Annotated in this window: 21 protein-coding genes and 4 tRNA genes; 7 read left to right on the top strand and 18 right to left on the bottom strand. The window is 70.0% G+C overall.

The window, feature by feature from the left end; genetic code table 11:
- Nucleotides 1-123: 123 nt before the first annotated feature.
- The 9 genes from rpoB to AC069X_RS00085 form a co-directional block, all read right to left on the bottom strand.
- Complete coding sequence (gene rpoB, locus AC069X_RS00125) at nt 124-3,606, bottom strand: DNA-directed RNA polymerase subunit beta (protein WP_478723483.1); 3,483 nt, start codon at nt 3,604-3,606, stop codon at nt 124-126.
- Between the two features lie 562 nt (nt 3,607-4,168).
- A complete protein-coding gene (gene rplL / locus AC069X_RS00120) occupies nt 4,169-4,555 on the bottom strand; it encodes a 50S ribosomal protein L7/L12 (RefSeq protein ID WP_478723481.1) in 387 nt (128 codons plus the stop codon).
- 111 nt (nt 4,556-4,666) lie between these two features.
- Nucleotides 4,667-5,197, bottom strand: a complete 531-nt coding sequence (gene rplJ, locus AC069X_RS00115) for a 50S ribosomal protein L10 (protein WP_478723479.1) — start codon at nt 5,195-5,197, stop codon at nt 4,667-4,669.
- Between the two features lie 325 nt (nt 5,198-5,522).
- A complete protein-coding gene (locus tag AC069X_RS00110; protein ID WP_478724314.1) occupies nt 5,523-6,431 on the bottom strand; it encodes an SCO4651 family lipoprotein in 909 nt (302 codons plus the stop codon).
- Nucleotides 6,432-6,605: 174 nt separating this feature from the next.
- Nucleotides 6,606-7,334 carry a 50S ribosomal protein L1 gene (rplA, locus tag AC069X_RS00105; protein WP_042818557.1) on the bottom strand — a complete coding sequence of 243 codons (729 nt, stop codon included), beginning with the start codon at nt 7,332-7,334 and terminating at the stop codon, nt 6,606-6,608.
- An 87-nt stretch (nt 7,335-7,421) separates the two neighbouring features.
- Complete coding sequence (gene rplK / locus AC069X_RS00100) at nt 7,422-7,856, bottom strand: 50S ribosomal protein L11 (RefSeq protein WP_007265885.1); 435 nt, start codon at nt 7,854-7,856, stop codon at nt 7,422-7,424.
- A gap of 167 nt (nt 7,857-8,023) precedes the next feature.
- Nucleotides 8,024-8,929, bottom strand: a complete 906-nt coding sequence (nusG, locus tag AC069X_RS00095) for a transcription termination/antitermination protein NusG (protein WP_478723477.1) — start codon at nt 8,927-8,929, stop codon at nt 8,024-8,026.
- A gap of 84 nt (nt 8,930-9,013) precedes the next feature.
- Nucleotides 9,014-9,295 (bottom strand): preprotein translocase subunit SecE, encoded by a 282-nt coding sequence (gene secE / locus AC069X_RS00090; RefSeq protein WP_405979196.1) that lies wholly within the window; start codon nt 9,293-9,295, stop codon nt 9,014-9,016.
- Nucleotides 9,296-9,400: 105 nt separating this feature from the next.
- Nucleotides 9,401-9,473 (bottom strand) — tRNA-Trp (locus AC069X_RS00085).
- A gap of 195 nt (nt 9,474-9,668) precedes the next feature.
- Between AC069X_RS00085 and AC069X_RS00080 the strand changes: the two genes are divergently transcribed.
- Nucleotides 9,669-10,895 (top strand): pyridoxal phosphate-dependent aminotransferase, encoded by a 1,227-nt coding sequence (locus AC069X_RS00080; protein ID WP_478723475.1) that lies wholly within the window; start codon nt 9,669-9,671, stop codon nt 10,893-10,895.
- 172 nt (nt 10,896-11,067) lie between these two features.
- Entirely contained in the window at nt 11,068-12,087 is a 1,020-nt protein-coding gene (locus tag AC069X_RS00075) for an adenosine deaminase (protein WP_478723473.1), read from the top strand.
- 12 nt (nt 12,088-12,099) lie between these two features.
- On the opposite strand, the gene AC069X_RS00070 is transcribed toward AC069X_RS00075, so the two are convergent.
- The 7 genes from AC069X_RS00070 to AC069X_RS00040 all read right to left on the bottom strand — a co-directional run bounded on the left by AC069X_RS00070 (nt 12,100) and on the right by AC069X_RS00040 (nt 15,234).
- Nucleotides 12,100-12,516 carry a hypothetical protein gene (locus tag AC069X_RS00070; RefSeq protein ID WP_478723471.1) on the bottom strand — a complete coding sequence of 139 codons (417 nt, stop codon included), beginning with the start codon at nt 12,514-12,516 and terminating at the stop codon, nt 12,100-12,102.
- A gap of 1 nt (nt 12,517) precedes the next feature.
- On the bottom strand, nt 12,518-13,618 hold the full coding sequence (locus AC069X_RS00065) for a UDP-N-acetylmuramate dehydrogenase (RefSeq protein ID WP_478723469.1): 1,101 nt from the start codon (nt 13,616-13,618) through the stop codon (nt 12,518-12,520).
- A gap of 150 nt (nt 13,619-13,768) precedes the next feature.
- Nucleotides 13,769-14,197: a MaoC family dehydratase gene (locus AC069X_RS00060; RefSeq protein ID WP_478723467.1), complete on the bottom strand. Its 429-nt coding sequence runs from the start codon at nt 14,195-14,197 to the stop codon at nt 13,769-13,771.
- Nucleotide 14,198: 1 nt separating this feature from the next.
- Nucleotides 14,199-14,651 carry an FAS1-like dehydratase domain-containing protein gene (locus AC069X_RS00055; RefSeq protein ID WP_478723465.1) on the bottom strand — a complete coding sequence of 151 codons (453 nt, stop codon included), beginning with the start codon at nt 14,649-14,651 and terminating at the stop codon, nt 14,199-14,201.
- Nucleotides 14,652-14,787: 136 nt separating this feature from the next.
- Nucleotides 14,788-14,952, bottom strand: a complete 165-nt coding sequence (gene rpmG / locus AC069X_RS00050; protein WP_007265873.1) for a 50S ribosomal protein L33 — start codon at nt 14,950-14,952, stop codon at nt 14,788-14,790.
- 88 nt (nt 14,953-15,040) lie between these two features.
- Nucleotides 15,041-15,113, bottom strand: a tRNA-Met gene (locus AC069X_RS00045).
- A gap of 48 nt (nt 15,114-15,161) precedes the next feature.
- Nucleotides 15,162-15,234: transfer RNA gene (locus tag AC069X_RS00040), tRNA-Thr, on the bottom strand.
- 367 nt (nt 15,235-15,601) lie between these two features.
- Here AC069X_RS00040 and AC069X_RS00035 point away from each other — a divergent pair.
- Together AC069X_RS00035 and AC069X_RS00030 are read left to right on the top strand one after the other, a co-directional pair.
- Nucleotides 15,602-16,867 carry an amidohydrolase family protein gene (locus tag AC069X_RS00035; RefSeq protein ID WP_478723463.1) on the top strand — a complete coding sequence of 422 codons (1,266 nt, stop codon included), beginning with the start codon at nt 15,602-15,604 and terminating at the stop codon, nt 16,865-16,867.
- A 54-nt stretch (nt 16,868-16,921) separates the two neighbouring features.
- Entirely contained in the window at nt 16,922-17,578 is a 657-nt protein-coding gene (locus AC069X_RS00030; RefSeq protein WP_478723461.1) for an SDR family oxidoreductase, read from the top strand.
- 28 nt (nt 17,579-17,606) lie between these two features.
- Here AC069X_RS00030 and AC069X_RS00025 read toward each other — a convergent pair whose 3' ends face one another.
- Nucleotides 17,607-18,047, bottom strand: coding sequence for a DUF3574 domain-containing protein (locus AC069X_RS00025; RefSeq protein WP_478723459.1), 441 nt, complete (start codon nt 18,045-18,047; stop codon nt 17,607-17,609).
- A 107-nt stretch (nt 18,048-18,154) separates the two neighbouring features.
- Here AC069X_RS00025 and AC069X_RS00020 point away from each other — a divergent pair, with 107 nt between their 5' ends.
- Nucleotides 18,155-18,658, top strand: coding sequence for a hypothetical protein (locus AC069X_RS00020; protein ID WP_478723457.1), 504 nt, complete (start codon nt 18,155-18,157; stop codon nt 18,656-18,658).
- A 122-nt stretch (nt 18,659-18,780) separates the two neighbouring features.
- Here AC069X_RS00020 and AC069X_RS00015 read toward each other — a convergent pair.
- Nucleotides 18,781-18,862: transfer RNA gene (locus tag AC069X_RS00015), tRNA-Tyr, on the bottom strand.
- Between the two features lie 204 nt (nt 18,863-19,066).
- Here AC069X_RS00015 and AC069X_RS00010 point away from each other — a divergent pair.
- Both AC069X_RS00010 and AC069X_RS00005 read left to right on the top strand, forming a co-directional pair.
- Nucleotides 19,067-19,555 (top strand): YajQ family cyclic di-GMP-binding protein, encoded by a 489-nt coding sequence (locus tag AC069X_RS00010; protein ID WP_150209206.1) that lies wholly within the window; start codon nt 19,067-19,069, stop codon nt 19,553-19,555.
- Between the two features lie 283 nt (nt 19,556-19,838).
- Nucleotides 19,839-21,266, top strand: a complete 1,428-nt coding sequence (locus AC069X_RS00005; protein ID WP_478723455.1) for a SulP family inorganic anion transporter — start codon at nt 19,839-19,841, stop codon at nt 21,264-21,266.
- Nucleotides 21,267-21,357: the final 91 nt, after the last annotated feature.

Raw genomic sequence — 21,357 nt, 5'->3', positions numbered from 1 at the left:
GGAGGGGGAAGGGGGGGGGGGGGGGGGGGGGGGGGTGTGGGGGGGGGGGGGGGGGGGAGGGGGGGGGGGGGAGGGGGGGGGGGGGGGGGGGGGGGGGCCCCCCCCCCCCCCCCCCCAGGCCCGTCAGACCTCTTCGACGCTGCTCGGCTCGCGCCGGGACAGGTCGATACCGAGCTCCTCCGCCGCGCGGAAGACGTCCTCGTCGGTGTCGCGCATCTCGATGGACATGCCGTCCGAGGACAGCACCTCCACGTTGAGGCAGAGCGACTGCATTTCCTTGATGAGCACCTTGAAGGACTCGGGAATGCCCGGCTCGGGGATGTTCTCGCCCTTGACGATGGCCTCGTAGACCTTCACGCGGCCGGTCACGTCGTCGGACTTGATCGTCAGGAGTTCCTGGAGCGCGTAAGCGGCGCCGTACGCCTCGAGCGCCCACACCTCCATCTCACCGAAGCGCTGACCACCGAACTGCGCCTTACCACCCAGCGGCTGCTGCGTGATCATCGAGTACGGACCGGTCGAACGGGCGTGGAGCTTGTCGTCGACCAGGTGGTGCAGCTTGAGGATGTACATGTACCCGACCGAGATCGGGTCCGGGAACGGCTCGCCGGAGCGGCCGTCGAACAGGCGCGCCTTACCGGTCGGGAGCACCATGCGCTCGCCGTCGCGGTTCGGGATGGTGTGCTGGAGCAGGCCGGCCAGCTCGTCCTCGCGGGCACCGTCGAAGACCGGGGTCGCGACGTTGGTGCCGGGGGCGACCTGGTCCGCGCCGATCGCCTGGAGGCGCTGCGCCCACTCGTCCGCCAGACCGGAGACGTCCCAGCCGCGGCTGGCGAGCCAGCCGAGGTGGATCTCCAGGACCTGTCCCGGGTTCATTCGGGACGGGACACCCAGCGGGTTGAGGATGATGTCGACCGGAGTTCCGTCCTCGAGGAACGGCATGTCCTCGATCGGAAGGATCTTCGAGATAACACCCTTGTTGCCGTGACGGCCGGCGAGCTTGTCACCGTCGGTGATCTTGCGCTTCTGGGCGACGTAGACGCGGACCAGCTGGTTCACGCCCGGGGGAAGCTCGTCGCCCTCCTCGCGGTCGAAGACGCGGACGCCGATGACCTTGCCGATCTCACCGTGAGGAACCTTGAGCGAGGTGTCACGCACCTCGCGGGCCTTCTCACCGAAGATCGCGCGGAGCAGGCGCTCCTCGGGGGTCAGCTCGGTCTCACCCTTGGGCGTGACCTTGCCGACGAGGATGTCGCCGGCGACGACGTCCGCACCGATGCGGATGATGCCGCGCTCGTCGAGGTCGGCGAGGACCTCCTCGGAGACGTTCGGGATGTCCCGGGTGATCTCCTCGGGGCCCAGCTTGGTGTCACGGGCGTCGACCTCGTGCTCCTCGATGTGGATCGAGGAGAGGACGTCGTCCTGCACGAGGCGCTGCGACAGGATGATCGCGTCCTCGTAGTTGTGACCCTCCCACGGCATGAACGCCACGAGCAGGTTCTTGCCGAGGGCCATCTCGCCCTCTTCGGTCGCCGGGCCGTCGGCGAGGACCTGCGACTCGACGATGCGGTCGCCCTCGTTGACGATCACCTTCTGGTTGACCGAGGTGCCCTGGTTCGAGCGGGAGAACTTGGCGACGCGGTACGTGGTGTACGTGCCGTCGTCGTTGGCGACGGTGATGTAGTCGGCCGAGACCTCCTGGACGACACCGTCCTTCTCCGCCTTGATCGAGTCGCCGGCGTCGACCGCGCAGCGGTACTCCATGCCGGTGCCGACGAGCGGGGCCTCCGCCTTGATGAGCGGAACGGCCTGGCGCATCATGTTCGCGCCCATGAGGGCGCGGTTGGCGTCGTCGTGCTCGAGGAAGGGGATCATCGCGGTCGCGACGGACACCATCTGGCGCGGCGAGACGTCCATGTAGTCCACGTCGGACGGCTCGACGTAGTCGACCTCGCCACCACGCTTGCGGACCAGGACGCGGCCCTCGGTGAAGCGCAGCTCGTCGTCCAGGCGGGCGTTCGCCTGGGCGATGACGAAGCGGTCTTCCTCGTCGGCGGTGACGTAGTCGACCTCGTCGGTGACCGCGCCGTCGACGACCTTGCGGTACGGGGTCTCGATGAAACCGAACGCGTTGACGCGACCGTAGGACGCGAGCGAGCCGATCAGACCGATGTTCGGGCCTTCGGGGGTCTCGATCGGGCACATGCGGCCGTAGTGCGACGGGTGCACGTCACGGACCTCGAAGCCGGCCCGCTCACGGGAGAGACCGCCGGGACCCAGCGCCGAGAGACGACGCTTGTGCGTCAGACCCGACAGCGGGTTGTTCTGGTCCATGAACTGCGACAGCTGGCTGGTGCCGAAGAACTCCTTGATGGAGGCGACGACCGGCCGGATGTTGATCAGGGTCTGCGGCGTGATCGCCTCGACGTCCTGGGTGGTCATGCGCTCGCGCACGACGCGCTCCATACGAGCCAGACCCGTGCGGACCTGGTTCTGGATGAGCTCGCCGACGTTGCGCAGACGACGGTTGCCGAAGTGGTCGATGTCGTCGGTCTCGACGACGATCGAACGGCCCGACTCACCGATGGTCTCGGTCTCGCCCGCGTGGAGCTTCACGAGGTACTTGATCGTCGCGATGACGTCGTCGGTGGTGAGCACACCGGCGTCGAGCGGCTCGTCGGCGCCGAGCTTCTTGTTCACCTTGTAGCGGCCGACCTTCGCGAGGTCGTAGCGCTTCGGGTTGAAGTAGAGGTTCTCGAGCAGCGTCTGAGCGGCCTCGCGGGTCGGCGGCTCGCCCGGGCGCAGCTTGCGGTAGATGTCGAGCAGCGCGTCGTCCTGGCCCTGGGTGTGGTCCTTCTCCAGGGTGGCGCGCATGGACTCGTACTCGCCGAACTCCTCGAGGATCTGCTCGGTGGTCCAGCCGAGGGCCTTCAGGAGGACGGTGACGGACTGCTTGCGCTTGCGGTCGATGCGGACGCCGACCATGTCGCGCTTGTCGACCTCCATCTCCAGCCAGGCACCCCGGGACGGGATGATCTTGGCGGAGAAGATGTCCTTGTCGGACGTCTTGTCGATGGAGGAGTCGAAGTAGACACCCGGGGAACGGACGAGCTGCGACACGACGACGCGCTCGGTGCCGTTGATGACGAAGGTGCCCTTGTTGGTCATGAGCGGGAAGTCGCCCATGAAGACCGTCTGAGACTTGATCTCACCGGTCTCGTTGTTCGTGAACTCGGCCGTGACGAAGAGCGGCGCCGCGTACGTGAAGTCGCGCTCCTTGCACTCGTCGACGGAGTTCTTCGCCGGCTCGAACCGGTGGTCGCGGAACGTCAGCGACATCGACCCGGAGAAGTCCTCGATCGGCGAGATCTCCTCGAAGATCTCTTCCAGACCGGACTTGGTGGGGACGTCCTGTCCACTCTCAAGCGCCGACTCGACGCGGGACTTCCAGGCGGCGTTGCCGAGCAGCCAGTCAAAGCTCTCGGTCTGCAGCGCCAGGAGGTTCGGAACCTCGAGGGGCTCCTTGATCTTTGCAAAGGAGATGCGCAGCGGGGCGGTGCTGGCACCGTTGTTCGTATTGGTCGAGGCGTTGCGCGAGGCGGCCAAGAGGGGGTCCTTCCGAGGGCTCGGACTCACTACGCGCGTACCGGTCCCAGCCGACACAGAAGACAAGTGCTTCCGATCTGGCCAAAAGACCAGGTCAGAGGCGGTCAGTCAGATGTGCTCGAGCGTGGGCATGCCCCTGGCGACGGGCAGGGGACAGCTAACAGGCAGCGCAAAGGGTCAGTGTAGCCACTCGGCTCACTGATGTCCAGACCAGGTTTCCGGAAACCGGCAACAGGCCCTTCCCTACCGTTGTTCAACCAACACGCTGCGGCTCTCGTACACAGAGCGCGTATCAGTACTGCCCTCTTCGTAGTCGATCCATGCCTCGGATCTCGGATCGAGCTGGCCGACCTCACGACGGGACTGAGAATTGCGCGCCGCTGGCCGTTCGTCAAGGCCCCGTGCTCCGAGCGGATCATCTGCGGACCCTGCTTCGGGGCAACGATGATCACCCTACTCCCCAACGAGACGAGGGCAAGTCAGGCACTGCGGATACGCCAAAGGGCGACCACCCTTCCGGGTGATCGCCCTTCGCAGAGGCCGTCAGGCGGCCTCAGAGGTGTTACTTGACCTCGACGCCCGCACCGGCGGCCTTGAGGGCCTCGGCGGCCTTGTCAGCGGCCTCCTTGTTGACCTTCTCGAGGACCGGCTTCGGGGTGCCGTCGACGAGGTCCTTGGCCTCCTTCAGACCCAGGGAGGTCAGCTCGCGCACGACCTTGATGACCTGGATCTTCTTGTCGCCGGCGCCGGTGAGGATGACGTCGAACTCGTCCTTCTCCTCGACAGCAGCGCCACCGTCGCCGCCACCGGCGACCGGGGCGGCAACCGCGACGGCGGCAGCGGCGGTGACGTCGAACTTCTCCTCGAAGGCCTTCACGAACTCGGAGAGCTCGATGAGGGTCATCTCCTCGAACTGGGCGAGGAGGTCGTCCTGAGAGAGCTTCGCCATGATGGGCGATCCTTCCACTTAATTCGGCAGGTGCCGGATGTATAGAGAGGCGGGCGTAACGGCCCGCTACGACCCACGCACTAGGCGGCGTAGATCAGTGCGCGAGCCGAATTACTCGGCACCGCCCTGCTCGGCCTGCTTGGCACGGAGCGCGTCCACGGTGCGGACGAGCTTCGACGGCAGCGCCTGGAAGAGCTGAGCAGTCTGGGACTGCTTGCCCTTGAACGCGCCGGCCAGCTTGCTGAGCAGAACCTCGCGGGACTCGAGGTCCGCGAGCTTCTTGATCTCATCGGCGGTGAGCGCCTTGCCATCAAGGACACCGCCCTTGATGATGAGGTTGGGGTTCTCCTTGGCGAAGTCACGAAGACCCTTGGCCGACTCCACCGGGTCACCGGTGATGAAGGCGGCACCCGTCGGACCAGTGAACTGGTCGTCGAGCGAGGTGATCCCGGCGTTGTTAGCCGCAATCTTGGTCAGCGTGTTCTTCACCACGGCGTACTGGGCGTTCTCACCGAGCGAACGACGCAGCGTCTTGAGCTGCGCGACGGTGAGACCCCGGTACTCGGTCAGCACAACGGCGTTCGAGCTGCGGAACTTGTCCTCAAGCTCGGCTACGTCGGCAGCCTTGTCGGGCCTTGCCATAGAGCGTCGGCCTCCTTCCGGGTGATGAGGACCGCTCAGAAGGGGCTTACACACGAAACGCCCCGGCGCAGGCGCCAGGGCGTAGCTCAACCGGAACGAGTTCCGGGAACGATTCCACAGTCACCTGCGCGGGTCGTCCGCAGTAGCGGATCCTTCGGCCACCGCACCCTTCCAGGCACGGCAACGACCAGCGGTCTTTGGCTTCTGGGGAAGCGTACGCGAACCATCCGTTGCAGAGCAAATCCGCCCGTACGGCGGATCCGCCCCGCGGGTTCCGCCCGGGCCGGCGCCGTCCCGCCGGCACCGGCCGTCCGGCCCCGGACGGTCAGCCCTGGCCGGTTCCGGCGCCGCCGTCGGAGCCCTTCATCATCTCGGCGAGGTCCACGACCTGGTCGGCCGGCGGGGCGGTGACCACGACCGGCTTGTTGAAGTCCAGGAACTTGATGGTCGTGTCCATCGGGCCCTTGGTGCCCTGGCCGCGGGTGCGGACCTGCCGGGTGTGGCCGGACTCGTCGATCCACATGTCGACGTTGAGGGTCTTGATGCCCTCGCCCTCCAGCTGCCGGAGGCTCTTCTCCCGGCGCTCCTTGGCCTCCGGGGTGGCGGTGGTCGCGATGCCGGCGCGCATCTCGTCCGTCGTGATGGTGCCGGAGACGTGCGTGGTCTTCACCCCGTCGACGTTCTCCTCGCCGAGCGTCTTGAGGTCCTTGGCCCCCATCAGCTGGTCGGCACGGTCCCCCGGGTTCTCGCCGGAGCTGTTGGTGCCGCCCTGCGCGCTCTCCATCTTCTTCGCCGTCGCCGGGTCCAGGGCCTTCATGTCGAACTTCAGCCACTTGCCCTCGGAGCCCAGGTACATGGCCCCGTCGACCAGCCGGATCTCGACGGTGCCGGATTCGGCGCCCTGCGCGCTCGCCTTCATCGACATCGCCACGGACGGCTTGAGCCGCATGGACGTCTCCGACGAGACCTGGCGGCCGGAGGCCGTGCCCGTCAGGGTGTAGCGCAGGGAGTTGATCTCCTCGGAGGTCTTCTTGGCCTTCTGCAGGAACGCGGCCGGCGTCGCGTCCGCGGCGCCCTTCGCGGCCTGGGCGGACGGAGAGGCCTGCGCGGAGGGCGCGGACGCCGCCTTGCCGCCGTCCGCCTTCTTCCCGTCCTCGCAGGCCGTCGTGGCCCCGCCCACGAGCAGTACGGCGGCCAGCGCGGCGCCTGCGGTCTTCTTGCGGTACGTGAACATGGAGTCCCCACCCCTGGTGCGATCGATCAACCGTACGACCATACGTTCCGGGGCGTTCCGGGCGCGCCCGGATTACGCGCCACTCGTGTATGAGCCACACGACACGGAAACGGGCCCCCCGCTCCCGCGAGGGGAGCGAGGGGCCCGTTCAGCCACTCAGGCGAGCCGTGAGGCTCAGACAGCAGCCGGGTCTTCCTCGACGAGGAGGTTCCGGGTGCGGTTGGAGTCCAGCTGGATGCCGGGGCCCATCGTGGTGCTCAGGGCGGCCTTCTTGATGTAGCGGCCCTTGGCGGCGGACGGCTTCAGACGGACGATCTCGTCCAGGGCCGCCGCGTAGTTCTCGACCAGCTGCTCATCGGAGAAGGAGACCTTGCCGATGATGAAGTGCAGGTTCGAGTGCTTGTCGACGCGGAACTCGATCTTGCCACCCTTGATGTCGGTGACAGCCTTGGCGACGTCCATGGTGACGGTGCCGGTCTTCGGGTTCGGCATGAGACCACGCGGACCGAGCACGCGGCCGAGGCGGCCGACCTTGCCCATGAGGTCCGGGGTCGCCACGACGGCGTCGAACTCGTTGAGGCGGTTGCCCTTGGCGATCTCGTTGATCAGCTCGTCGTCGCCGACGATGTCGGCGCCGGCGGCTTCCGCGGCCGCAGCACGGTCACCGGTCGCGAAGACCAGGACCCGGGCGGTCTTACCGGTGCCGTGCGGGAGGTTCACGGTGCCGCGGACCATCTGGTCGGCCTTGCGCGGGTCGACACCCAGGCGGAAGGCAACCTCGACGGTGGCGTCGAACTTGGTGGTGGAGGTCTCCTTGGCGAGACGGACGGCCTCGAGCGGGGCGTACAGCTTCTCCCGGTCGACCTTGGCGTCCGCAGCGCGGAGAGTCTTGCTGCGCTTCACTTCTGCTCCTGTGTAAGTGCTTCAGGCATGGAGTCGTGGTACGGACCAGCGCTTGGCCCTACCACTGGGGAACTGCGAGGGGCTGGATCAGCCCTCGACCGTGATACCCATCGAACGGGCGGTGCCGGCGATGATCTTCTCGGCGGCGTCGATGTCGTTCGCGTTGAGGTCGGGCATCTTGATCGTGGCGATCTCGCGGACCTGGTCACGCGTGAGCTTCGCGACCTTGGTCTTGTGCGGCTCGCCGGAGCCCTTCTCGATGCCCGCGCTCTTCAGGATGAGGCGCGCGGCCGGCGGGGTCTTGGTGATGAAGGTGAAGGAACGGTCCTCGTAGACCGTGATCTCCACCGGCACGACCATGCCACGCTGCGACTCGGTCGCGGCGTTGTAGGCCTTGCAGAACTCCATGATGTTGACGCCGTGCTGACCGAGCGCGGGGCCGACCGGCGGAGCCGGGTTGGCCGCACCGGCCTTGATCTGGAGCTTGATAAGCCCCGTGACCTTCTTCTTCTTGGGAGGCATTGCTCTCTCCGGGTCCTAGTGAGAGTTTTCAGCCGTCCTTCCGGTCATCCGGATGGAGGCATACCGCACCACGATAACGGGTATGGGTGCGGGGCTAAAAACCGAGCAGGTCAGACCGCCCTTCACGGGCTGGTCTGACCTGTTTCGGAAGCTTTGAATCCGGAAGATCAGTTCTTCTGGATCTGGTCGAAGCTCAGCTCGACCGGGGTCTCGCGGCCGAAGATCTCGACGAGGCCCTTGACCTTCTTCGAGTCCGGGTTGATCTCGTTGATCGTCGCCTGGAGCGTGGCGAACGGACCGTCGGTGACGGTGACCGAGTCGCCGACCTCGAAGTCCAGGACCTCGATGGTGCGCTTGACGGCGGGCGCGGGCAGACCGGCCTCTTCCGCGGCCTGCTTGGCGGCCTTCTCCTGCGCCTCGGGGGCGAGCATCTTGACGATCTCGTCGAGGGTCAGCGGGTACGGGTCGTACGCGTTGCCGACGAAGCCGGTGACACCCGGGGTGTTGCGGACGACGCCCCAGGACTCGTTCGTCAGATCCATGCGGACGAGAACGTAACCGGGCAGCTTGTTCTGCCGGACGTTCTTGCGCTCGCCGTTCTTGATCTGGACGATCTCTTCCTCGGGCACCTCGGCCTGGTAGATGAACTCCTCGACGTTCAGCGAGACGGCGCGCTGTTCGAGGTTCGCCTTCACGCGCTTCTCGTAGCCCGCGTAGGTGTGGATCACGTACCACTCGCCGGGGAGCAGGCGCAGCTCGTCGCGGAGGGCCTGGATGGGGTCGACGGGCTCCGCGGGCTCGGCCGGGGCGGCCTCCTCGGCGTCCTCGACCTCGATCTCGGCGTCGGCCTCGATGTCGCCCTCGTCCTCGGCGTCCTCGTCGGCGTCCTCGTCAGCCTCGGCGTCGACCTCGTCCTCGACGTGCAGCGCGGCTTCCTCGGCGGCGATGCCGGCCTCGGCGTCGGCGAGCTCGACCTCGTCGGGGTCCACAGCGTCCGCCGCCTCGACGATGTCGAGCTCGTCCTCGACGGACTCGACGGAGTCGTGGCTCGCGTTCAGGTTCGGGTCAGACACGGTGGCTGCTTCTTCCTGGATACAAAAGGTGGTGGAACATGCGAAAAAAGGCGGCACCCATCAAGGCGCCGCCCTCCGCGGGGATCAGCCGAAGACGAACTTGATGGCTTCCTGGAACCCATAGTCAATCACGGTCACCAGACCGATCATGATGACGACGAAGACGATCACCACGGTGGTGTACGTCGTGAGCTGGTTACGGGTGGGCCAGACGACCTTGCGGAGCTCCGCGACGATCTGGCGGTAGAACAGCGCGAGGCGCCCGAAGGGGCCCTTCTTTCCGCGCTTGCCGCCCTTGCGGGCCTTCTTCTCGCGAGTGTCGCTGTCGGCATCAGGCATGTCGATGGAGCCCAGGGCGTCCGTCACGTCTCTCACCTGAATCCGGGTCGTGGCCGTAGCCGCGCCCGGTTGCGCCGCACGGCGTTGCATCGAAGTACGTACCTGCGCACACATCCGAGAAGGAGTGTGGAGCAGGGCCGGAGGGACTCGAACCCCCAACCGCTGGTTTTGGAGACCAGTGCTCTACCAATTGAGCTACGACCCTTTGTTGCGTTCCCCAACCTACCGCATCCGGGCGAGTGCACGGAGTGCTCACGCTCTGGGGCGGCTGTTGAGGGCCAACGACAGGTGAGTGTACGTGGTCCGGGCCCTGACGTCGAACAGAAGACATCCGGATCTGCTCCGTCCGGTGACTGAAACGGTGTGCGGGCCCTCTCGGCCGTCTGGGACGATTGGCCGCATGACCTCTGCAACGCCTTCCTCCGAGCGCCGGGTGTCTGCCCGTATCGGCGCCATTTCCGAGTCCGCCACCCTCGCCGTCGACGCCAAGGCCAAGGCCCTCAAGGCCGCCGGGCGCCCGGTGATCGGCTTCGGCGCGGGCGAGCCCGACTTCCCGACGCCGGACTACATCGTCGAGGCGGCGGTCGAGGCCTGCCGCGACCCCAAGTTCCACCGCTACACCCCGGCCGGCGGCCTGCCCGAGCTGAAGAAGGCCATCGCCGCCAAGACGCTGCGCGACTCCGGCTACGAGGTCGACGCCTCCCAGGTCCTGGTGACCAACGGCGGCAAGCAGGCCATCTACGAGGCCTTCGCGGCCATCCTCGACCCGGGCGACGAGGTCATCGTCCCGGCCCCGTACTGGACCACCTACCCCGAGTCGATCCGCCTCGCCGGCGGTGTCCCCGTCGAGGTCGTCGCCGACGAGACCACCGGCTACCGCGTCTCCGTCGAGCAGCTCGAAGCCGCGCGCACCGAGCGCACCAAGGTCGTCCTGTTCGTCTCCCCGTCCAACCCGACGGGCGCGGTCTACAGCGAGGAGGACGCTAAGGCGATCGGCGAGTGGGCCGCCGAGCACGGCCTGTGGGTCCTCACCGACGAGATCTACGAGCACCTCGTCTACGGCGACGCGAAGTTCACCTCGCTGCCCGTGTTGGTCCCGGCCCTGCGCGACAAGTGCATCATCGTCAACGGCGTCGCCAAGACGTACGCCATGACCGGCTGGCGCGTGGGCTGGGTCATCGCCCCGCAGGACGTCATCAAGGCCGCGACCAACCTCCAGTCGCACGCCACCTCCAACGTCTCCAACGTGGCCCAGGTCGCCGCGCTGGCCGCCGTCTCGGGCGACCTGGACGCCGTCGCCGAGATGCGCAAGGCCTTCGACCGCCGCCGCCAGACCATGGTGAAGATGCTCAACGAGATCGACGGCGTCTTCTGCCCGACCCCCGAGGGCGCGTTCTACGCGTACCCGTCGGTCAAGGAGCTGCTCGGCAAGGAGATCCGCGGCAAGCGCCCGCAGACCTCCGTCGAGCTCGCCGCGCTGATCCTCGACGAGGCCGAGGTCGCGGTCGTCCCCGGCGAGGCCTTCGGCACCCCGGGCTACCTGCGCCTGTCCTACGCCCTGGGCGACGAGGACCTGGTCGAGGGCGTGTCCCGCATCCAGAAGCTCCTGGCGGAGGCCAAGGCCTAGGCCTCTCGCGGTCGGCCGGCTGCGGAGCGGCGTCACCCCGGCGGGGTGGCGCCGCTCCGGCGTTTCCGGCGGCCCGGCCGATGCCGCCCGCGGGCGTCAGATTCATGTTCGGGCAATGTCCCGTTCAGGTAATGCGCTGCCAATCGGGTGACCGATACGGCAGGATCACCAGATGGAGCACGTACGCGATCTCACGCTTCTGCCGAAGGCCCACCTCCACCTGCACTTCACGGGCTCGATGCGCCCGTCGACCCTGCTGGAGCTCGCCGACAAGTACGGCGTCCGCCTTCCCGACGCCCTGACCGCCGGGGAGCCGCCCAAGCTGCGCGCCACCGACGAGCGCGGCTGGTTCCGCTTCCAGCGGCTCTACGACGCCGCCCGCAACTGCCTGCGCGAGCCCGAGGACATCCAGCGGCTGGTCCGCGAGGCGGCGGAGGAGGACGTCCGGGACGGCAGCGGCTGGCTGGAGATCCAGGTCGACCCCACCTCCTACGCGCCCCTCCTCGGCGGCATGATCCCGGCCGTCGAGGTCATCCTCGACGCCGTCGACAGCGCCTCCCGCGAGACCGGCCTCGGGATGCGGGTCCTCATCGCCGCCAACCGCATGAAGCACCCCCTCGACGCCCGCACCCTCGCCCGCCTCGCCGTCCGCTACGCCGACCGCGGCATCGTCGGCTTCGGGCTCTCCAACGACGAGCGCCGCGGCATGGCCCGCGACTTCGACCGGGCCTTCGCCATCGCCCGCGAGGGCGGCCTCCTCGCGGCCCCGCACGGCGGCGAGCTGACCGGCCCCTCCTCCGTCCGCGACTGCCTCGACGACCTGCACGCGGCCCGCATCGGGCACGGCGTGCGCGCCGCGGAGGACCCCCGGCTGCTGAAGCGGCTCGCCGACCGGCAGATCACCTGCGAGGTCTGCCCCGCCTCCAACGTGGCCCTCGGCGTGTACGAGCGGCCCGAGGACGTGCCGCTGCGCACCCTCTTCGAGGCGGGGGTGCCGATGGCGCTGGGTGCGGACGACCCGCTGCTGTTCGGGTCGCGGCTCGCGGCCCAGTACGAGATCGCCCGCCGCCACCACGCCTTCACGGACGCGGAGCTCGCCGAGCTGGCCCGCCAGTCGGTACGGGGTTCGGCCGCGCCGGACGAGGTCAAGGCGAAGCTGCTGGACGGGATCGAGCACTGGCTGGCCGGCTGAGGCGTCCGGCCCTCAGCGGGTGAGCCGCAGGTCGCCTTCGTGGCAGTCGGCCCGTACCCGGTGGCCGTCGGGGAAGCCGATCTCCAGGTGGGTGCGGCCCTGCTCGGGGAGTGCGAACTCGGCGACCGACTCGACGGTCTGGCCGAGGTGGCGCAGGAAGGGGTGTTCGCCCAGGTCCTCGCCGACCTCGATGCGGCCCCACTCCCCCAGGTCGTAGGGCTCGTGGGGCTCGGCGCACTCGACGATGAGGCACTGGTCGGACCCGGTGGTGATGCGCGTGGACTCGCCGGCGCTGTCGATCAGCCAGACGTCGAGGGGTGCCTCGGAGCGCTCGCCTTCGCAGATGTGCCAGGACGCGACGACCCGGCGGATCTCGCGCCCCACCAGTCGTGTGGGGTCCGTACCGGCCCCGTGCAGGGGGCAGTGCATGTCAGAGGCTGACGCCGACCGTCACCGGCTCGTTGACGAGGGTGACGCCGAAGGCGGCGTGGACGCCCGCGACGACCTCCCGGGCGAGGGTCAGCAGGTCCTCGGTGGTGGCCTCGCCCCGGTTGGTGAGGGCGAGGGTGTGCTTGGTGGAGATGCGCGCCGGGCCGGTGCCGTAGCCCTTGGTGAAGCCGGCCTTGTCGATCAGCCAGGCGGCGCTGGTCTTCGTACGGCCCTCGCCTGCCGGGTAGGCGGGCGGGACGGTGTGGTCGCCGAGGCGGTCCTGGACGCGGGTGAGGAAGGCGGCGTAGGCCTCGTCGGTCAGGATCGGGTTGTGGAAGAAGGAGCCGGCTGACCAGGTGTCGTGGTCGGCGGGGTCCAGGACCATGCCCTTGCCGGCTCGCAGGCGCAGGACGGTCTCGCGGGCCTCGGCGGCGGGGACGCGGTCGCCCGCCTCGACGCCGAGGGCGCGGGCCGTCTCGGGGTACTTGATGGGGGCGGATAGGCCGCCCGCGTCCTCCAGGGCGAAGCGCACGCGCAGGACGACGTACCGGTCGGGCTGGTCCTTGAAGGTGCTGTTGCGGTAGCGGAACGCGCACTCGGCGGCGGTCAGGGTGACGGTCTCGCCGGTGGTGCGGTCGTAGGCGACGACCTCGGTGATGGTGTCGCACACCTCCTGGCCGTACGCCCCGACGTTCTGGATCGGGGTGGCGCCCGCGGAGCCGGGGATCCCGGCGAGGCACTCGATGCCGGCGAGCCCGGCCTCGACGGTGCGGGCGACGGCGTCGGACCAGTTCTCGCCGGCCGCGAGTTCGAGGGTGCTGCCGGAGAGGGTGAAGCCGGTGGTGGCGATGCGCAGGGCGGTTCCGGCGAAGCCCTGGTCGCCGATGACCAGGTTGCTGCCGCCGCCGATGACCAGCAGCGGCGTGCCGCTCTCGTCCGCGGCGCGGACGGTTTCGACGACCTCGGCGTCGGTGGTCGCGGTGACCAGCCGGGCCGCGGGGCCGCCGAGGCGGAAGGTGGTCAGCGGGGCGAGGGGGGCATCGTGGAGTTCCTGCACGTGGACAAGAGTACGGTCCGTCCCCCTCGCATCCCGGCGGGGCACTCGGTAGCCCTGCTTCCGCCGCGCCCGGCGGCGCTCCGCCCCGGGCCGGGTGACGGTCCGGGGCGGGCCCGCTCCCGGGGCGCGGCTGCCGGCCCGCGGGGCGGCGTACCAGTGCGGCGCGCGCCCGGCGCTGCCCGGCGGCATGCCCGGTCAGGCCAGCTTGACCACTGCCCGGGACATGCCGAGGACCTTCTGGCCCGCGCTCATGGCCGTCAGGTCGACCCGTACGCGGTTGTCCTCCAGCTTGGCGGCGACCTTGGCGGTGACCTCGATCAGCGCGCCCTGGTCGTCGTTCGGGACGACGACCGGCTTCGTGAAGCGGACGCCGTACTCGACGACCGCGCCCGGGTCGCCCGCCCAGTCGGTCACCACGCGGATCGCCTCGGCCATGGTGAACATGCCGTGCGCGATCACGTCCGGCAGGCCGACCTCCTTGGCGAACTTCTCGTTCCAGTGGATCGGGTTGAAGTCGCCGGAGGCGCCCGCGTACCGGACGAGCGTGGCGCGCGTCACGGGGAAGGACGCCGCGGGGAGCTCGGTGCCGACCTCGACGTCGGCGTACTGGATCTGCGCGGTCATCTCAGGCCTCCTCGGGGGCGCGGGACACGAGCTTGGTCCACGCGGTCACCACGTGCTCGCCGGACTCGTCGTGGACTTCGCCGCGGATGTCGATGATGTCGTTGCCGGCGAGGGACTTCACGGCCTCGATGGTGGAGGTCACGGTGAGCCGGTCGCCCGCCCGCACGGGGCGGACGTAGGCGAACTTCTGGTCGCCGTGCACGACGCGGCTGTAGTCCAGGCCCAGCTGGGGGTCCTCGATGACCTGGCCCGCCGCCGCGAAGGTGATGGCGAACACGAAGGTCGGCGGGGCGATCACGTCCTGGTGGCCAAAGGCCTTCGCGGCTTCGGGATCGGTGTAGACGGGATTGGCGTCACCCACCGCGACCGCGAATTCGCGGATCTTCTCCCGGCCGACCTCGTACGGATCGGTGGGCGGGTAGGTCCGCCCCACGAAGGTCTGATCGAGGGCCATGGCTCACTGCCTCCTGTTGCAGGGACACGTTGAAGGGGCGCACCTGATCAAGATCTGGTGCGGAAACGACACGAGGCCGCCCCCATTGAAGGGGACGACCTCATGACGGTGCCTATATTGGAGACTTCGCCAGTGACTAGCGGGTCTCGCGGTGCGCGGTGTGCGAGTTGCAGCGCGGGCAGTGCTTCTTCATCTCCATGCGGTCCGGGTTGTTACGCCGGTTCTTCTTGGTGATGTAGTTCCGCTCCTTGCACTCCACGCAGGCCAGCGTGATCTTCGGGCGGACGTCGGTGGCAGCCACGTGAGTGCTCCTTGACGGACTATGGGACGGATGAACGCATAAAAGAGTAGCCGATCGGGAGACCGACCCCGCAATCGGCTACTGGGTGTAGCGGCGACCGGACTTGAACCGGTGACACAGCGATTATGAGCCGCTTGCTCTACCGACTGAGCTACGCCGCTTTGATGAGATCCGTTCCCCACCCGAGGGTGGGGAACCTCTCTCACCAGAGCCCCAATGCGGAATCGAACCGCAGACCTTCTCCTTACCATGGAGACGCTCTACCGACTGAGCTATTGGGGCGAGCGAGGAAGACATTACACGGTTGCGCGCCCATCACCCAAATCCTTTGGGGGGACTGGGCTCGGAGGGGCATTCCCCTCGGGACGCCGGCCCCTCCGGGGTGTTTTACGGGCCCGTTTGTGCCCGGCGTCACACTCCGTGCCCTCCGCGGCCGCCGGGGCCTCCTCCGTGTTCTCCGGTGCCGCCGGTGCCGCCGGGGCCGCCTCGTGCGGCGAGCAGGCGGCCGGCGGGCACCACACCGGTACGACTATTGCGCTCTTCCGCGAACCCGGCACCCCCGCGCCCTAGGCTCTGAGCACGCTGCGTGATCTTGGGCCGCGGGCTGCGGCCACGGCACAGGAACCGCCCGAGCCACCGCAGGAGCGCGATGTCCGACAGCCAGCCGCAGCAGCCCTCCCCCTCTCCGCGCAATCCGGTCGGCGGCTCCGCCCCCGAGGCCACGGGGCTCCTGCTGACGGGCGCCCGGCTCACCGACGGCCGGACCGTCGACGTCAGGCTCGGCGGCGGCCGCATCCAGGCCGTCGGCACCGCGGGCAGCCTCCCGGCCCCCGCCCTGTCCCGGGTCGACCTGCGCGGCTACCTGCTCCTGCCCGCGCCCGCCGAGCCGCACGCCCACGGGGACACCGCGCTGACCGCCGACGGCGAGGGGCCCGTCTCGTACACCCCCGACGAGGTGCAGCGCCGGGCCACCGAGGCGGCGCTGCTCCAGCTCGGCCACGGCGCCACCGCCGTGCGCTCCCACGTCCGGATCGGCGACGTGCACGGGCTGGGACCCCTGGAGGCCGTGCTCCAGGCCCGCCGGTCGCTGCGGGGGCTCGCCGACCTGACCGCGGTGGCCGTTCCCCGGCTGCTGACCGGGGTGGCGGGTGCCGACGGGCTCGCCATGCTGCGGGACGCCGTCAAGATGGGCGCCTCCGTGATCGGCGGCTGCCCGGACCTCGACCCCGACCCGACGGGCTTCCTGGAGGCGGTCCTGGAGCTGGCGGCCGAGCACGGCTGCCCGGTGGACCTGCACACCGACGGTGACGACCCGGGCAGGCTGGCCCGGCTGGCGGCGATGGCCGGGGGGCTGCGGCCCGGGGTGACCGTCGGCCCGTGCGGAGGCCTGTCACGGCTCCCGCTGGAGTCGGCCACCCGCGCCGCCGACCGGCTCGCGGCGGCCGGCGTACGGGTGACCTGCCTGCCCCAGGGGGACTGCGCGGCCCTGGAGCGGCGCGGGCTGCGCACGGCGCCCGTCCGGCTGCTGCGGGCGGCCGGGGTGCGGGTCGCGGCCGGCAGCGGGGCGCTGCGGGACGCGGGGAACCCGGTCGGCCGGGGCGACCCGCTCGAAGCGGCGTACCTGCTGGCCTCCCAGAGCGGGCTGCGCCCGGCCGAGGCCTACGAGACGGTCAGTGCCGCCGCGCGGGAGGCCATGGGGCTGCCGGAGGTGCGGGTGGAGGCCGGGTTCCCGGCGGAGCTGCTGGCGGTGCGCGGGGACCGGATCGCCGGAGTGCTGTCGCTGGCGTACAGCCGCATCGTGATCCACCGGGGGCGGGTGGTAGCCCGTACGAGTGCCGTGCGGGAGTACTGCGACTCGGCGGTGGCGGTGGCCCTGGACCTGCCCCGGCAGGGCCGTACGGAGCCCGGGCCCTGATCGTTCGCCGGGTGTTCGCGGGCGTGGGCGCCCGGCTCGTCGTACGGTCGGGGCATGCGCATCGTCATCGCGGGTGGACACGGTCGGATCGCGCTGCGGCTGGAGCGTCTGCTCGCCGCGCGCGGGTACGAGGTCGCGGGCGTCATCCGTGACCCGGAGCAGGGCGACGACCTGCGGGAGGCCGGTGCGGAACCGGTGCTGTGCGACCTGGAGTCGGCTTCGGTCGAGCACGTCGCGGGGATCCTGCAGGGCGCGGACGTGGCGGTGTTCGCGGCCGGGGCCGGTCCCGGCAGCGGTGCGGCGCGCAAGGACACGGTGGACCGGGGCGCGGCGGTGCTGTTCGCGGATGCGGCCGAACGGGCGCGTGTGCGCCGCTTCCTGATGGTGTCGACGATGGGGGCGGATCCCCGGCACGAGGGCGCGGAGGTCTTCGACGTGTACCTGCGGGCGAAGGGTGACGCCGACGCTCACCTGCGGACCCGGCTGGGGCTGGAGTGGACGGTGCTGCGGCCGGGGCAGCTGACGGATGACGCGGGGACGGGGCTGGTCCGGCTGGAGGCCCACACGGGCCGGGGTCCGGTCTCGCGGGACGATGTGGCGGCGGTGCTCGCGGAGCTGGTGGAGACTCCGGCGACGGCCGGTCTGACGCTGGAGCTGGTCTCGGGGTCGGCCCCGGTCTCGGTGGCAGTGAAGGACGTGGCGGGCAACTGAGGCGGGGCGGCGGACTGTCGGCTTCCCGTCAGAAACCGGCTTCCACCTGGTCGTCGGAGCGTCCGACGGAGGTCTGGCGGAACTGCGTCTCGTACTGCCGGCGGATCCGCTCGACGCGGGCGCCGCGCTCGTCGGCCTCCTTCTCGGGGTAGAGCAGCACGACTTCGTAGGCGGTCTCGCGGACGACGGTGCCGTCCGCGCCGCGCCGCTGGGCGTGCCCGTCGCGGAGGGTCAGGCCCTCGGGGAAGGCGGGGGTGACCTCGCGGTCCAGGAACCGGGTGAACTCGGCCTCGCCGACGGGCGCGCGGCCGTCGGGGCGGTGGGTGCCGAAGGAGAGCCGGGTTTCCCGGTAGGGCTTCCCGGTGTTGTCGTGGAGCGCCGCTCCGACCAGGGCGGGGATGCCGGCGCCGAGCAGGGCGATCAGTACGCCGCCGCCGGCCTTGCCGCGTCTGTCCGAAGTCCATGTCATGCCCCGTGGAACGACCGTCCGCCCGCTTCGGTGCGTGGCGGGGGGCCGATAGGGTCACCCCGGCATCGGCCGCAGGGGGCGGCCGTACGGGGTTCCGGGGTGGGGGCATGGGCGACGGCGAGTGGCGCGTCAGCGCGGCGGAGGGTGGCCGGCTCGCGGCCCGGTGGTGGCGGTGGGCGCTGTCCGCGTCGGACGAGGAGAGTCCGGTGGGGGACACGACGGGCGCGTACGCCGGGTGGCGGCAGCCGCGGGACCTGTGGTTCCTGGCGGGGACCTACGGCGGGCGGGTGGTGCGCCGGTGCGGCATCCCGTCGGGGCGGCCGCTGTTCTTCCCGGTGCTGAACACGAAGCGGGCGGCGGTGCCGTTCGTGACGAGGCCGTGGCGCCTGGAGGTGACCCGGGCTTCGGCGGCCCTGAACAGCTCTCCCCTGAGGCTGAGCGAGTTCGCCTCGAAGCCCTTCCCGGTGCGGGGCGTGCCGCATGTCGCCTGGGGGCTGTGGTGTGCTCTCGAACCGCTTCCGCCGGGCCAGTTCGTGCTGGAGATCGAGGCGGCTGCGGCGAACGGCTTCTGGATCGACACGACGTACCACCTGACGGTCACCGCGCCGTAGGTGCGGGCTGCGGGCCGGAGGGCTGCGGGGGCCTCGCGGGTCTGGCGGCACCGGAGGTCCGGGGTATGCGAAGAAACCCCCGCCCACTGCGTTTCCGCAGATGAACGGGGGTTCCACTCGCGTGGCGGCGCCAGGATTCGAACCTGGGTAGGCTAAGCCGACGGATTTACAGTCCGCTCCCATTGGCCACTCGGGCACACCGCCATGGGATGTCGCCCGGGTTCCTCCGCCTTTCGGCGTTGTTCCCTGGCAACGACGTAAACGATACCTGATGCTCGGGGATGGTTCGCCACCGGATTGATCAGCGCCCCACGTGGGCGTGGTGGCTAGGCTTTGCGGAGCGGGCCGGGGATGTCCGGCCGCGGCCCTCCGGGGCACACCACAGCCGACTTCAAGGAGCCACAGCACATGGCCGACTCCAGTTTCGACATCGTCTCGAAGGTCGAGCGGCAGGAGGTCGACAACGCCCTCAACCAGGCCGCCAAGGAACTCTCGCAGCGCTACGACTTCAAGGGCACCGGCGCCACCATCGCCTGGTCCGGCGAGAAGATCCTGATGGAGGCGAACTCCGAGGAGCGCGTCAAGGCCGTCCTCGACGTGTTCGAGACCAAGCTGGTCAAGCGCGGGATCTCGCTGAAGGCGCTGGACGCCGGCGAGCCGCAGCTGTCCGGCAAGGAGTACAAGATCTTCGCCTCGATCGAGGAGGGCATCTCCCAGGAGAACGCCAAGAAGGTCGCGAAGATCATCCGGGACGAGGGCCCCAAGGGCGTCAAGGCCCAGGTCCAGGGCGACGAGCTGCGCGTCAGCTCCAAGAGCCGTGACGACCTCCAGGCCGTCCAGGCCCTCCTCAAGGGCAAGGACCTGGACTTCGCCATCCAGTTCGTGAACTACCGCTGAACCACCGCTGAGGCGCGACCGCGCCACTGAGCGGACCCGAGGGGCACAACGGGGGCGGATCGCCGGCACACCGGCGGCCGCCCGCGTTGTGCCCTTCGTCATGTGCGCCTCGTGCCACGGCCTTCGGGACGCGCCCTCGCCACGGCCTGGCGGGGAGCGCAGGGTGTGTGCGGGGCGTGAGCGGCGCGTGCCCCCGCCCGGGCCCCCGGTGGTCACTAGGCGGCGGCGGGTGCGACCACCACGCTGGGTGACATCCATCACCGTAGGACGAGGGGGTTTCCGCATGCCCGGGGCCGGCACTTTCCGAGCGGACTTCGGCGCGTCCGTCGTTGTCGCACTGGTCGCCCTTCCACTCTGCGTGGGGGTGGCCGTCGCCTCCGGCGTACCGGCCGAGCTGGGGATCGTCACCGGAGTGGTCGGCGGGCTGGTCACCGGCTGCTTCCGGGGCAGCGCGCTCCAGGTCAGCGGTCCCGCGGCCGGGCTGACCGTGCTCGTGTACGAGGCCGTGCGCGGCTACGGCCTGACCGCGCTGGGGGTGCTGGTGCTGGCCGCCGGGGTGCTCCAGCTGGGCATGGGGGTGCTCCGGCTCGGGCGGTGGTTCCGGGCGATCTCGGTGGCCGTGGTGCACGGGATGCTGGCCGGGATCGGGCTCGTGCTGATCGCCGGGCAGCTCTATGCCGTGGGCGGGGTGGAGGCGCCGGGGAAGACCCTGGCGAAGCTGGCGGCGGTGCACGAACTGGGGGCGCGGGCCGACTGGAGCGCGGTGGCGCTGGGCGCGGGGACCATCGCGGTGCTGGTGGCGTGGCGCCGGGTGCCGGCCAGGGCACGGGTCGTGCCGGGGGCGCTGGTGGGGGTGGCGGCGGCCACCGTCGTGGCCGCGGTGCTGCGGCTGCCCGTCGACAAGGTGCGGGTGACGGGGGTGCTGGACGCGGTGGCGCTGCCGGACTGGTCCGGCTTCGGGGTGCTGGCGTCGGTCGGGGCCGTCGGTACCGTGGTCGCGCTCGCGCTGATCGCCTCCGCCGAGACCCTCTTCAGTGCCGCGGCCGTCGACCGCATGCACGACGGGCCGCGCACCGACTACGACCGGGAACTGGTGGCGCAGGGCGTCGGGAACACCGTGTGCGGGGTGCTCGGGGCGCTGCCGATGACCGCCGTGATCGTGCGCAGCTCCGCCAACGTGGAGGCCGGGGCCCGGACCCGCGCGTCCCGGATCATGCACGGGGGCTGGCTGCTGCTGTTCGCGGTGGCGTTCCCGCAGGTGCTGGAGGTGGTCCCGCTGGCCGCGCTCGCCGGGGTGCTGCTGCACGCGGGCTGGAAGCTGCTGCCGGCCCGGGCGGTGGCCTCCCTGTGGCGGACGCACCGGGGCGAGGCGGTGGTGCTGGTGGTGACGGCCGTCTCGATCGTGGCCACCAGTCTCTTCGAGGGGGTGCTCATCGGGCTGGGCCTGGCGGTGGCCAAGGCCGCCTGGGAGACCTCCCACGTGCACATCGAGGAGGTGTGGGAGGGCGAGGACCTGTGCGTCCGGGTCGTGGGGAACGCCAACTTCCTGCGGCTGCCGAAGCTGCTGGACGCCTTGGAGGCGCTGCCGCACGCCCCGTCGGTGCGGCTCGACCTCAGCGGGCTGCGACACATGGACCACGCCTGCCTGACCGCCCTGGAGGGGTGGGAACGGGCGCGCGTACCGCTCCCCGGCAGGGAGGGCGTCAGCTAGATGAATGAGTCCGATGTTGGTGCTGGTCGCGACCATGGCGAAGGGCGCCCGTTGGTCAGTGTGTGAAGACAAACCTGGACGCCCTTCTGGC

This window comes from Streptomyces sp. NPDC043896 (assembly GCF_056435605.1).
This window is presented reverse-complemented; position numbering and strand designations above follow the sequence as displayed.

Bases quoted from the DNA above. Each gene is read 5' to 3' on its own strand.
- AC069X_RS00055 (WP_478723465.1), bottom strand. From the start codon at position 14,651: ATGGCCCTCGATCAGACCTTCGTGGGGCGGACCTACCCGCCCACCGAT.
- rplJ (WP_478723479.1), bottom strand. From the start codon at position 5,197: ATGGCAAGGCCCGACAAGGCTGCCGACGTAGCCGAGCTTGAGGACAAG.
- AC069X_RS00025 (WP_478723459.1), bottom strand. From the start codon at position 18,047: ATGACATGGACTTCGGACAGACGCGGCAAGGCCGGCGGCGGCGTACTG.
- rplK (WP_007265885.1), bottom strand. From the start codon at position 7,856: ATGCCTCCCAAGAAGAAGAAGGTCACGGGGCTTATCAAGCTCCAGATC.
- AC069X_RS00110 (WP_478724314.1), bottom strand. From the start codon at position 6,431: ATGTTCACGTACCGCAAGAAGACCGCAGGCGCCGCGCTGGCCGCCGTA.
- AC069X_RS00060 (WP_478723467.1), bottom strand. From the start codon at position 14,197: ATGACCGCGCAGATCCAGTACGCCGACGTCGAGGTCGGCACCGAGCTC.
- AC069X_RS00005 (WP_478723455.1), top strand. From the start codon at position 19,839: ATGCCCGGGGCCGGCACTTTCCGAGCGGACTTCGGCGCGTCCGTCGTT.
- AC069X_RS00010 (WP_150209206.1), top strand. From the start codon at position 19,067: ATGGCCGACTCCAGTTTCGACATCGTCTCGAAGGTCGAGCGGCAGGAG.
- AC069X_RS00075 (WP_478723473.1), top strand. From the start codon at position 11,068: ATGGAGCACGTACGCGATCTCACGCTTCTGCCGAAGGCCCACCTCCAC.
- AC069X_RS00030 (WP_478723461.1), top strand. From the start codon at position 16,922: ATGCGCATCGTCATCGCGGGTGGACACGGTCGGATCGCGCTGCGGCTG.
- AC069X_RS00020 (WP_478723457.1), top strand. From the start codon at position 18,155: ATGGGCGACGGCGAGTGGCGCGTCAGCGCGGCGGAGGGTGGCCGGCTC.
- AC069X_RS00035 (WP_478723463.1), top strand. From the start codon at position 15,602: ATGTCCGACAGCCAGCCGCAGCAGCCCTCCCCCTCTCCGCGCAATCCG.
- rplL (WP_478723481.1), bottom strand. From the start codon at position 4,555: ATGGCGAAGCTCTCTCAGGACGACCTCCTCGCCCAGTTCGAGGAGATG.
- AC069X_RS00080 (WP_478723475.1), top strand. From the start codon at position 9,669: ATGACCTCTGCAACGCCTTCCTCCGAGCGCCGGGTGTCTGCCCGTATC.
- AC069X_RS00070 (WP_478723471.1), bottom strand. From the start codon at position 12,516: ATGCACTGCCCCCTGCACGGGGCCGGTACGGACCCCACACGACTGGTG.